The organism is Allocatenococcus thiocycli, assembly GCF_921292965.1.
GTDB lineage: Bacteria > Pseudomonadota > Gammaproteobacteria > Enterobacterales > Vibrionaceae > Vibrio > Vibrio natriegens.
Window position 1 is genome coordinate 1 of record NZ_CAKLCK010000027.1, and the last position, 12,164, is coordinate 12,164.

8 protein-coding genes are annotated in these 12,164 nt (G+C 44.4%); 2 read left to right on the forward strand and 6 right to left on the reverse strand.

Annotated elements, in window-relative coordinates; translation table 11 throughout:
- From L9Q40_RS09510 to L9Q40_RS09520, 3 genes are all read right to left on the reverse strand, one after another.
- Positions 1-441, reverse strand: a 441-nt coding sequence (locus tag L9Q40_RS09510; protein WP_498793102.1) for an amino acid ABC transporter ATP-binding protein, incomplete at its 3' end; no start/stop codon positions are given.
- Between the two features lie 132 nt (positions 442-573).
- Positions 574-1,233 (reverse strand): lysoplasmalogenase, encoded by a 660-nt coding sequence (locus L9Q40_RS09515; RefSeq protein ID WP_498793103.1) that lies wholly within the window; start codon positions 1,231-1,233, stop codon positions 574-576.
- 294 nt (positions 1,234-1,527) lie between these two features.
- Positions 1,528-2,676, reverse strand: a complete 1,149-nt coding sequence (locus L9Q40_RS09520; protein ID WP_498793104.1) for an iron-containing alcohol dehydrogenase — start codon at positions 2,674-2,676, stop codon at positions 1,528-1,530.
- Positions 2,677-2,882: 206 nt separating this feature from the next.
- On the opposite strand from L9Q40_RS09520, the gene L9Q40_RS09525 reads away from it, so the two are divergent.
- Entirely contained in the window at positions 2,883-3,764 is an 882-nt protein-coding gene (locus L9Q40_RS09525) for an AraC family transcriptional regulator (protein WP_065298553.1), read from the forward strand.
- Positions 3,765-4,040: 276 nt separating this feature from the next.
- Positions 4,041-7,208, forward strand: a complete 3,168-nt coding sequence (locus L9Q40_RS09530) for a chitinase C-terminal domain-containing protein (protein WP_498793105.1) — start codon at positions 4,041-4,043, stop codon at positions 7,206-7,208.
- 79 nt (positions 7,209-7,287) lie between these two features.
- Here L9Q40_RS09530 and glgC read toward each other — a convergent pair whose 3' ends face one another.
- The 3 genes from glgC to L9Q40_RS09545 all read right to left on the reverse strand — a co-directional run bounded on the left by glgC (position 7,288) and on the right by L9Q40_RS09545 (position 12,136).
- The gene (gene glgC / locus L9Q40_RS09535) at positions 7,288-8,502 is read right to left on the reverse strand and encodes a glucose-1-phosphate adenylyltransferase (RefSeq protein ID WP_020334926.1); all 1,215 of its coding nucleotides are present in this window, start codon (positions 8,500-8,502) and stop codon (positions 7,288-7,290) included.
- A gap of 359 nt (positions 8,503-8,861) precedes the next feature.
- On the reverse strand, positions 8,862-10,610 hold the full coding sequence (locus tag L9Q40_RS09540) for a formate--tetrahydrofolate ligase (protein WP_498793106.1): 1,749 nt from the start codon (positions 10,608-10,610) through the stop codon (positions 8,862-8,864).
- Positions 10,611-10,831: 221 nt separating this feature from the next.
- On the reverse strand, positions 10,832-12,136 hold the full coding sequence (locus tag L9Q40_RS09545) for an inosine/guanosine kinase (protein WP_014234279.1): 1,305 nt from the start codon (positions 12,134-12,136) through the stop codon (positions 10,832-10,834).
- Positions 12,137-12,164: the final 28 nt, after the last annotated feature.

Genomic DNA, 12,164 nt, shown 5'->3' on the forward strand with positions numbered 1-12,164 from the left:
AACTCTTTGTTGTTGCCCACCTGACAATTGAATTGGGTACTTCTCTGCTTGCTCTTCAATATCGACACGTTTGAGATAGTGACGTGCGCGCTGTTCCGCTTGTTGTTTTGAAAGTTTTAGTGTTCGCATGGGCGCGAGCATAAGGTTTTCGAGTACGGTCAGATGTGGAAAAAGGTGAAAGTGCTGAAACACCATGCCTATTTTTCCTGGCTTGATCCCTTTGTTGCGTGCGGGTTGTCCAAAAACGTAAAGATGCCCCTCTTGTATCGACTCTAAGTCGTTAATACAGCGAATAAGCGTTGATTTTCCTGACCCTGACGGTCCACACACAACAACGATTTCACCTGAGTGGACAGAAAAGTTGATATCTTTGAGAGCGTGGTAATCACCATACCATTTGTTTACGTTGTTAAACTCAACGACAGGAGTAGTCTCTTTCAAAAAGTTCACGCTTTTAGGGTAACGATGACCTAAACATAGCAAGTCATGAACTTGATTTCAGTTAGTGTGAACACATATTTGAATAAGAATGGAACGATAGAGCTTTCTACACACTGCGTCTAACAATGCCGATTATGCATTGATAACAGTTAGATAAGGGGTACGAATCACAATGGCGATTACCGACATCGTAATAAGAGTTTGCGCTGAGTAATAGGTCACCATGACTACCTGACGGGAAAAAATGGATTGACCGTCAAAGCGTCCGAACGCCAATACCATTCCGGAAATAACGAAGAGTAAACATCCCAATATAGCAAAGGATGAGGACTGAGTCTGACCACTTAAATAGTATTCCAGTGCCATCCAACTCATCGCCATCAAAACCAGTATATAGATTGCTACGGGTAATTTCTGCTTTCCCAGACTCGGTCTAAAAAACATATAAATACAACCACCTAAACCAAAGATGGCGATGGGTAACCAGGGTGTGATATGCCAAGCGGAGATGAGTGCAAAACTAAAACAGTAGGATAAATGGGCTAAACAGAATGCACTGAATCCTAGCAGTGACTTGTTTCTGTGTAACATAAGCAAAATGTCTCCAAACAGGGAGAGCGACAGACCTAATAAAATCCATTGGGTGTAGGGTAGATGGGTGGCTTCGGATGTGATCAAAATGCCAATCATTAAGAGAAGCGGGAGCGGTTTTGATGCGTAAAACAGCCACTTCGGACCGTGACGAATACTCATAATATGCAAGGATGCCAATACGACAACGACTAGCCACATAGATTGTTCTCTTGAATAGACAAACTAAGCAGCATGGTGCTATCGCTCTGAGCAAGATATCCAAGTAGGACACTAACTCTTTCATATTTTTATTTACGCTAAGCTGCCGCTTTAAAATTATATTATTTTTAGTATTTTCGAGCTCTTAAGGAGTATTGCTTTTATTAACGTTACATTTAGCCTTAAAAGCCTAGATATCAAAACTCATATTTTTAAAGCGTAGCATAAAAAACGGTATTGTGACTTTGTATGCACAATACCGCAACGTTATATCAGTCGGTCTGAAAACCGCTCTTACGCGATGGCTAAATCTAGAATTTCGCGGCTAGTAGCAAGGTCAATGGCTTGGTTTTCACCAAGGACGGTCATACCGTGTTTTTCTAATTGCTCGATGACCGTATTAATTGCCTGTTGGCGGTCATCACCGTAATTTTCAAGTTTGGTTGCAACACCTAGTTGGTGATAAAAATCTTCAATCAACTGAACAGTGCGCTCAGCAAGATCATCACTCGCTTCTAACGCAAATACATTTCGGCCCATTTGTTCCAGCTTCGATCGCTTGAACTTCATTTGGTTGCGAAGCAGAGATGGTTGAATGATCGCAAGTGATCGCGCGTGATCGACACCCCAAACTGCAGTCAATTCGTGACCGATCATGTGCGTCGCCCAATCGTGAGGCACACCGCTACCAATGAGACCGTTCAGCGCCTGATTCGCTGACCACATAAGGTTTGCACGCCATTTGTCGTCATCGCGCTCGGCAAATTGTTCACCTAGTGTTTTTAGCGTTTTTAGCAAGGTCTCTGCGTACCCGTCTTGTACCATTGCACCTGTTGGTAACGTTAAGTATTGTTCACAAACGTGTACCCAAGCATCCACAATACCGTTGATTAACTGGCGTTCTGGCAGTGTTTTCATCACATCTGGGTCAAGAACGGCAAATCTTGGTTGTACCGCCGGTGACATGAACGGAAGTTTATCTTGAGTTTCTGCTTTGGTGATAACAGCGCCCATGTTGGATTCAGAGCCCGTTGCAGGTAGTGTTAAAATCGCTGCTAACGGTAGCGCTTCTTCCACTTGATGTTGACCAATCAGGATATCCCAACCGTCACCATCATATTTAGACGCTGCTGCCACGTACTTCGAACCATCAATAACAGAACCACCGCCTACGGCAAGAATAAACTCGACGTTTTGTGTTTTCACAATCTCTACGGCTTTGTCTAACGTTTCTTTGGTCGGGTTTGGCTCTACGCCAGAGAACTCTAACCACTCATGGCCTTGTAACGCATCCGCTACTTGATCATAAACACCATTCTTCTTGATAGAACCACCACCGTAAATGACCAGTACTTTTTGGTTTGCAGGGATGGCTTCTTTAATTGAAGCGATTTGGTTCTGACCAAAGTAAATTTTGGTCGGGTTGACATAAGAAAAGTTCATTACAGGCCTCTTGTTTCTTTGTTGAGGAGATTGAATACGTGCATATTAGTACTGTGTGGTGGGAAGTAGTAGGCTCATTTCTGGAAATAACTTGCCTATTTCTACAAAATTAATCATTGCCTGATAGAATATATTGCTTAAGTGAGTGTATATTACTCAATATCACCGCAAAATGAGAAAAGTATGGTTACTTGTGGAGGGTCTGGATGAGTTCATTAGCAGAAATTATGAAGCAGTATGTTGATCAGCATGATTTACATGAACTGGAAGGGATCAAACAAACCGCGATTGAAGGGGTATGGTTTTATCGCAGTAGTAAGGGAAACAACCGGCAGCCGTTTGTTTATCAATCTGGGATCATTGTTTTAGGCCAAGGACACAAAAACATCCATATAGGTTCGACACCTGTTCAATATGGTCCAGATGACTATCTTGTCGTTGGTGTACCGATGCCATTGGAGTGTGAAGCGTTTGCATCCAACGACGAGCCATTGTTGGGAATCTCAATTGACATCTCACCAGCGCTATTGAACAAACTCGTCAAAAAACTAGAAGCTCAAAATTACAGTAATACCTGCTCAGATAGCTCTCTATGTGGACTTAAATCCGTCAAAATGAACTCGAGTATGCTGGATGCGTGTAAAAGATTGATGAGTGCACTTTGCAATGAGCTGGACGTGGCAATTTTAGGTGATCTTCTACTCGAGGAAATCGTGTATCGCACCTTAGTCAGCAAGGAAGGGTATGTGTTATTTGAGCTCGCTCATCAGGAGGGCTCTTATGCAAGGGTGGCAAAAGCGTTAACCCGTGTTCATCAGGCATACCATGAACAACTCAACGTACAGACGCTCGCGGAAGAAGCGAACATGAGTATTTCTGCATTTCATCAGGCATTTCGTAGCGTGACGCTTGAATCTCCTCTGCAATACATCAAAAAAGTGCGACTTAATAAAGCTCGTGACTTAATTCAATTAGAAGGACGGAGAGTGAATGATGCGGCTCGACTGGTGGGTTACAGCAGTCCGTCCCAGTTCAGTCGTGAGTACAAGCGTCACTTTAATGAAACGCCAAGAGCAACAAAGTCTTAGTGATCTTGAGTCAAAAATTATAACTTTTTTCGCCTGTTTTATTAATTTTCGACGGACTTATTTATTTGAGCTAAAAAATTAGCGATTGCTGCCAAGTGATTGATACATATTTGCAACATTGTAGTGGATTGTTGAGAAGTGACACCGAAAATTGATCACAGTGAGAGGTGATTTTTAAAAACTGTACTTAAGTTATTTTACTTCGAAATAAAAGTGTAAATGCGTGCTACAAGCACGTTTGTTTATTTTTTAACAATAACTTAAGGAAAAGGGAAAATGCACCTTAAAAACGGGAAAGCAGTGAAAAGTGTTTTTACGCTTAGTACGCTGACGGCTTCTTGTCTCATGGCTTTTAACAGTTATGCTGCCGTTGATTGCTCTCCATTGGAGGTTTGGGAGTCATCAACAATTTATACAGGTGGTGAGCAGGTTAAGTTCGAAGGTAATGGATACGAAGCTCGCCATTGGACACAGAATAATAACCCTTCACAGTCTGGTGAGTGGGGGGAATGGGAAAACTTGGGGGCTTGTGAAAATACAGACCAGGTTGAACCACCACAAAACACCGCCCCAACTATTGCCTTGACTTCACCTTCTGCGTCAGACACTGTTTTCGTAGGGGAAGTTGTAACTTTATCTGCTGATGCGGCAGACTCAGACGGCACAATAAGTAAAGTAGAATTCCTTGTCGATGGTGTCATTGTTGGACAGTCCAATTCAGCGCCTTTCTCAGCCTCTTGGACTGCCACAGAAGGGCAACATAATTTCTCAACATTGGCGTATGATGATGCTGGTGCAGTGAGTTCAGCAAGCAGTGTCACCCTCACTGTTCAAAATTCTCAAGCGAGTAACGAAGCGCCAACCGTTGATCTCACGCTTTCAACATCCTCAATAGAGCTAGGTGGTAGTGTAACGTTGACTGCCAATGCAGCCGATGCCGATGGTACCGTGACTAAAGTTGATTTTTACATTGCAGGCGTATTAGCAGGAACCGCGACAAGTGCACCATACTCTTTAGACGTTACTCCTTCACAATCGGGTTCTCTGGCGGTCTATGCAAAAGCGACAGATGATGCTGGTGACGCTACAGATTCTTCATTACTCACTCTGAATGTGGATGGTGGCTCAGTGGCATCTAACTGTCGTCCTGATGGGTTATACCAAACTTCTGGTGTCGACGTTCCTTATTGTACGATCTACGACGAAGAAGGGCGTGAGAAGATGGGCGCAGATCATCCTCGTCGTGTGATTGGTTACTTCACCAGTTGGCGTAGTGGTGATGACCTACAGTCTACGTATCTTGTAAAAGACATTCCATGGGAGCAATTAACTCATATCAACTACGCGTTCGTCAGTATTGGCTCTGATGGCAAGGTTAATGTGGGTGATGTCAATGATCCAGCCAACCCTGCAACCGGAAAAACGTGGCCTGGTGTAGAAGTCGATCCTACTTTGGGTTTCCAAGGTCACTTTGGTGCACTGGCAACCTATAAGCAAAAACATGATGTTAAGACGTTAATCTCAATCGGTGGTTGGGCAGAAACCGGTGGCCATTTTGATACCACTGGTGAGCGTGTTGCAGACGGTGGTTTCTACACTTTGACAACCAATGCTGACGGCTCAGTTAATCACGCAGGCATTGAAAAGTTTGCGTCGTCTGCTGTGGAAATGATGCGTAAGTATAAATTCGATGGATTGGATATTGATTACGAATACCCAACATCGATGGCTGGTGCTGGCAACCCTTATGATACAGATTTTATGGAGCCAAGACGTGCGTACCTTTGGGCCTCTTACCAAGAGTTGATGAAAGTACTGCGCGAGAAGTTAGATGCGGCTTCGGCTCAGGATGGTGTTCATTACATGTTGACCATTGCCGCACCGTCATCAGGCTACTTACTGCGCGGCATGGAAACGTTCGACGTAACTAAGTATCTGGACTACGTAAACATTATGTCGTATGACTTACATGGTGCCTGGAACGACCATGTCGGTCACAACGCTGCACTGTTTGATACAGGGAAAGACTCGGAGCTTGCTCAGTGGAATGTGTATGGTACGGCAGCTTATGGTGGCATCGGTTACCTGAACACGGATTGGGCTTACCATTACTTCCGTGGATCTATGCCAGCAGGCCGAATTAACATTGGTGTTCCTTACTACACTCGTGGCTGGCAAGGCGTCACTGGCGGTGAAAATGGTTTATGGGGCCGTGCTGCGCTACCTAACCAGTCTGAATGTGCGGCAGGTACAAGCGAAGGTGAAAGCAACAATTGTGGTCATGGTGCGATGGGTATCGACAACATGTGGCATGATTTAGACCCAGCCGGAAACGAAATGGGGGCCGGTTCTAACCCTATGTGGCATGCGAAGAACTTGGAGAAAGGTATCTGGGGTTCTTACGCAGAGGCATACGGTCTTGATCCTGTAAATGATCCTACTGACCAGCTCGTCGGCACGTACACTCGTCATTATGATGACGTAGCGGTAGCCCCGTGGTTGTGGAATGCAGATAAGAGTGTATTCCTGTCTACGGAAGATAAAGCATCCATCGAAGTTAAAGCGGACTACGTTATCGACAAAGAGATCGGTGGCATTATGTTCTGGGAACTGGCAGGTGACTACAACTGTTATCTAATTGATGAAAATGGTAACCGAACTTCTGTCGATGCAACCGAGCAGGCGTGTGCTGCGGGGAATGGTGAATATCACATGGGTAACACCATGACAAAAGCCATTTACGACAAGTTTAAATCCGCAACACCATACGGTAATAAAGTTGCTATGGGTGCGCTTCCGACAGAAGCAGTCGATATTACAGTGAGCGTTGGCGGCTTTAAAGTTGGTGACCAAAACTACCCAATTAACCCTAAAATTACCTTTACCAACAATACTGGCCAAGCTATTCCCGGAGGTACCGAGTTCCAGTTTGATATTCCTGTATCCGCGCCGGACAATGCGAAAGACCAGTCTGGTGGTGGTTTGAAAGTTATCGCTTCTGGCCATACTCGTGCAAACAATATTGGCGGTTTGGATGGCGTAATGCATCGTGTCTCTTTCTCACTACCTACGTGGAAAGAACTTCCAGCAGGCGGAACCTATGAGTTAGACATGGTTTATTACCTGCCAATTTCGGGGCCAGCGAACTATACGGTTATTTCTGGCGGTAAAGAGTTTGCGTTTAAATTCGAGCAGCCAGACTTGCCAATTGGTGATTTAGCCTCGGGCACGGGTGGGGATGGCGGTACGACAGAGCCAGGAACTTGTGACACTGCCGGTCTGGTAACATACCCAGATCTTCCTCAAACGGATTGGGCTGGTAATCCAAGTCATGCCAATCAAGGTGATAAGGTGATTTACGACGGTGTGGTATACCAAGCAAACTGGTGGACGTCTTCTGTGCCGGGTAGTGATGGTAGCTGGTCTACGGTATGTAATATCTAAGATTTTATCTGACCACTAACACAAAAGCGCACGATATCAATCGTGCGCTTTTTTTGATTAAGCAGAAAGAGTCGTTGAATTAAAACGTATAACTTTCAGGAACAACAACAATCCCTTTCTCTGAAATTCGGAACCTTTTAGCGTCTTCTACTTTATTTAGTCCAATTTGAGTGTTCGGTGGGATTCGAACGTGCTTGTCGATGATGCAGTTAACTAGCTGGCAGCCTTCACCAACTTCAACATCATCAAATAGAATGCTGTCTACGACGGTCGCGCTGTCTTTAATGCGAACGTTGGAGGAAATAATGGAGTGCTGGACTGATCCACCAGAATTGACCACACCATTGGCAATGATAGAGTTGATGAAAATGCCTTCATTACCTGTTGCGGATGAAACGGTTCGTGCTGGTGGAAATTGAGGCTCATAAGTACGAATGGCCCAGTTCGACTGGTATAAATTCATTGGCGGAACGGGTTCTAATAAGTCCATATTGGCTTCAAAGAACGAGTCAATCGTACCAACATCTCGCCAGTAGCAGTCCTTATCAACACGTCCTTTGCTGCCGCAAAACTTGTAAGCGTATACCGATTCTGAATCAATTAATTTTGGAATGATGTCTTTACCAAAGTCATGGCTTGAGTTTTCATTATTTGCATCTTCGCGAAGCGCTTCTTTAAGTACGTCCATATCAAAAATGTAAATGCCCATGGACGCAAGACTCTTAGAGGGATCTTCAGGCAGAGTAGGCGGATTTGATGGTTTTTCTATAAAGGACTTAACCAGCCCATTTTCCGCAGTACCAATCACGCCAAACGCCGTCGCTTCTTCTACTGGTACATCCATACACGCGACGGTAAGTTTAGCGCCTTTTTCTTTGTGCTCTTCCAGCATGGCCGCGTAATCCATTCGGTAGATGTGGTCGCCAGATAATACAACGACGTATTTTGCATCATTTCGGGACAACAACCACAAGTTGTGATAGATGGCATCTGCGGTACCTTCATACCATGCACCACCTTTGCGCATTTGAGGAGGGACGGCGGTGATGTATTCACCAAGCTCTGGGTTAAAGATCGACCAACCATCACGAAGGTGCTTCTGTAGCGAATGAGACTTGTATTGTGTTAGGACTAAGATTTTTCTTAAACCTGAATTTAGACAGTTAGTTAGAGTGAAGTCGATGATGCGATATTTACCACCAAATGGTACAGCCGGCTTGGCGCGGTCATCAGTCAGTGGGCTAAGTCTGGAGCCCACACCTCCAGCTAAAATTACGGCGAGTGCGTCTTGCATAATGTTCCCTTTCCCTTGTAATACATGACCCAAAATAGTGCTGAACCGGGGAGAGGTGGTTCCAAGCAAACGGCATTTTGAATGACAGGTATTAGTGTGTTTATGTTCTAATGCAACTTTAGTACAAGAATCGAGCCATAGAATAAATTTTTATAAATCAATAAGATTAATTTAAATACAGACAAATAATGCCCTATTTTAGGGAAGGGTAAAAATAGTATGCACCATATTGATGCACTAGAATGGCCGTTTAAAAGTATGAAGAATTTACAATGTAAAGTAATGCCGAAACAATGAGATAGAGAGCGATATACGCTCTCTATAATGAGGTTTAATTTAAATGACAGGACGTAGTGTTGTTATGACAAACCAATAATGTTGCCTTCCTCATCTAAATCCAAGTTCATAAATGCAGGTTTGTCCGGAAGCCCTGGCATCGTCATCACACTGCCTGATAGTGCATAAATGAACCCTGCGCCAGCGCATAAACGTAATTCACGTATTGGAACCGTAAATCCACGCGGAGCCCCTTTGACGCTGGAGTCGGTAGTGATAGAAAGTGGTGTTTTTGCAATACACACTGCGAGGTCATTAAAACCTAAAGCTTCAAACTTCTTAAGCTGTGAAATGCTCAGATCACTCAATTCGACATTTGACGCGCCATACCCAGCTTCACAAACCGACATTAATTTCTCTTCCAGCTTTTGTTCTTTTGTATAAAGCGGGCGGAAATCCGTTTGAGTATTGCATGCTTCTACCACAAATTGAGCGAGCTCTACGGTACCTTCACCACCGTTTGAAAAAGCGGTACTGATGGCCACATTGACACTTGGGTCGTAGTCACGAATCATCTGACGGAGTACGGAGAGTTCCTGTTCGCAGTCTTGCGGAAACTGGTTGATCGCGACAACGGCAGGAAGGCCGTATTTCTTAACGTTATTTATATGCCACTTCAGGTTTTCAAATCCGGCTTCTAGCGCTGGCTTATCAGGATTAAATATCGATTCAGGAATAGCAGCGCCTGGACGAAGATCATAATGCCCCGAATTCGCTTTTAGGCCACGTAAGGTGGCAACAATCACCACACAATCAGGAGCGTGGTTTGAGGCTGCTGCTTTAATATTGCATGCTTTCTCCAGCCCCATATCCGATCCAAAACCGGCTTCAGTTACAGTGTAACTAGAAAGTTTTAGTGCAATTTCATCAGCGATGATAGAAGAGTTGCCGTGAGCAATATTCGCAAAGGGACCTGCGTGAATAAGAGTAGGGACACCTTCTAAAGTCTGCATTAGTGTAGGCGCAATGGCTTCTTTCAACGTTACTGCCATAGCACCCGCGACTTGAAGGTCTTCAGTCGTCACCGGATGGCCATCTAAATCATAAGCAACAACAATTCGTCCGATTCGTTTACGCAGGTCTGCTAAATCTTTGGCGAGTGCAATGATTGCCATGAGTTCTGATGCGGCAGAAATGTCGAAACCTTCGCTTCTTTCGATGCCATTAATGGTTTTACCTGGTTCGTTTAGACCAATTTTTACCATGCGTAGTGCGCGATCATTATGATCCATCACGCGCTTCCACGTGATACTGTCGACATCTATTTTTAACGCTTTTAAACCAGTACGAGCTTCAAATGCATCGTAGCCTTCACGTTGCTCGTGGTATAGACGAGCATCTAGCGCGGCTGATGCAAGGTTATGAGCAGCGGTAACGGCGTGAATATCGCCAGTTAAATGTAAGTTTAACTCTTCCATCGGTGCGACTTGAGAGTAACCACCGCCGGCCGCACCACCTTTGATTCCAAATACTGGTCCCATAGAAGGCTGTCTGATGCAGGCCATCACGGATTGGTTTAACTTTGCTAACCCTTGTGCAAGGCCGATAGTTGTGACTGTCTTACCTTCGCCGAGTGGCGTTGGTGTTATGGCCGTGACTAATACTAATTTACCGTCTTTGTTTTCTTTGAGACGGTTTAAACATCTTGGATGAACTTTGGCTTTGTGTTTGCCGTGCGTATCATATTCATCAGGCTGTAAACCTGCATTCGCGGCAATAGTATCGATTGAGGATAGAGGGGTGTTTCGGCAAATTTCAATGTCGGACTGCATGGATGCTCCCAAAGTGACTAAACCGTAGTGCATAAAGCGAAGGCATTGCTGTTACGCAATCGTTTGCGCGAGAATAATACTGGTAAAAAACCAACTGTAAAGAATTTAATGCGAATCTTTGCGGTGCATATTAGCAAAAACAACTAAACACTGCTCTAGATCAAAACAAAAAGGCCACCAAAAGGTGACCTAAGTGAATTTTTACACTGAAAATCAGGCTATTAGCGATCCCAGTATGCCTCTTCTAAACTGTCTTCGCGTTCAGGAAGAGCACGAGACAGGCGAGGAGAGTGCTGTGTTAATACTTCATAGCTCACTCGGTTTGCGTATTTACAAATTTGGGAAAGCGAAGAGTATGTTAAGCAGCGTACTTCGTGCTTTTCTGAACCTGGCACTTCTTTCTGGTGGAATGAGTTTGCTGCCATATCATGCAGAAGTGCGGAAAGTGCTGCATCGCCAGCACCATTGGTATTCTTAATTTCCAGAGGTCCGCCCAAGTATGGGCCAATGTGAGAGTACACTTTCATCGCATTTTTACAGTCAGATTTGCGCATTGCACGGCTAAATTCGTATTGGTTGAATTCACCAATGCTGCTTTCCAAAATGTCATGCGTGGTTTCACGCTTCACTGTCTCGTCAGTGTAGCCTGCCATGTACAAGCCATTTGGTCCTGCGGTGCACAGAACTAGATCGACCCAATCAAGCGTTTTATCGGCTGCTGCTAGTGGATCGGTTAATCCAGTTAGAGCCGCGCCTTCTTCTTCATTCATAGCAACTACAGATACATTTTCACGAATGTATTCCTGCCACCATTCAGCGTTGCCTTCGATCACGTATTTCGTCCCTAAAGTAAGTACAACCGGAACATCATGCTTTTTAGCAAAATCGATCGCTTTCTGTACCGCCTGTGGCATTGGATCTTCTTTTTTGCCACGCATTAGATAAGAAGAGACGACCAACGCTGATGCTTTGCTGAATACTTCTTCTGGGATACTTTCTGGTAGAAGTTGGTTCATGTGCCCTTCGTTTATCGCAAAGGTACGCTCGCCATCTTGAGAAATAAGGGTGTAGCAACGACCAATAGGGCCATCTACTGTTTGTAGATGATTAAGGTTCATGCGAGAAGAAGTCTTACATAGGTATCGGTATGCAAATGAACCTACTTGAATGTTTCTAGACATGACACCCAATAGCACTGATTTACTGTCTGCAAGTACTGAGTAGTTGTGCAGCGTATTGCCAATGGTATCTCCAGGATATTGGTGCGTAATCAGGCCTTGTTCAACCAGCTCTTCGTACAGTGCATCGGCTTTGTTCTCTTCAAGAACGAGAGAGTGTCCTTTACTTAAGTTGTACTTCTCTAAAAACGCATCGTCTACACGCGCTTCGATATCGACGATGGTTTGGCCTACACCGACAATCGTTGGACGATATAACTTTGGTGTTTGTCGAATTTGGTTAACGATTGGATCACGAGCGTGAGTTGGAAAGTAGTGTTTAGATTTACGCTGGCCAGGAAACTTCATGCTTGTTCTTGAGTGAGAAAAAAAGAGG

Excerpts from the sequence above, each read along its gene's own strand:
- L9Q40_RS09545 (WP_014234279.1), bottom strand. The coding sequence starts at position 12,136 with ATGAAGTTTCCTGGCCAGCGTAAATCTAAACACTACTTTCCAACTCAC.
- L9Q40_RS09515 (WP_498793103.1), bottom strand. The coding sequence starts at position 1,233 with ATGTGGCTAGTCGTTGTCGTATTGGCATCCTTGCATATTATGAGTATT.
- glgC (WP_020334926.1), bottom strand. The coding sequence starts at position 8,502 with ATGCAAGACGCACTCGCCGTAATTTTAGCTGGAGGTGTGGGCTCCAGA.
- L9Q40_RS09540 (WP_498793106.1), bottom strand. The coding sequence starts at position 10,610 with ATGCAGTCCGACATTGAAATTTGCCGAAACACCCCTCTATCCTCAATC.
- L9Q40_RS09520 (WP_498793104.1), bottom strand. The coding sequence starts at position 2,676 with ATGAACTTTTCTTATGTCAACCCGACCAAAATTTACTTTGGTCAGAAC.
- L9Q40_RS09530 (WP_498793105.1), top strand. The coding sequence starts at position 4,041 with ATGCACCTTAAAAACGGGAAAGCAGTGAAAAGTGTTTTTACGCTTAGT.
- L9Q40_RS09525 (WP_065298553.1), top strand. The coding sequence starts at position 2,883 with ATGAGTTCATTAGCAGAAATTATGAAGCAGTATGTTGATCAGCATGAT.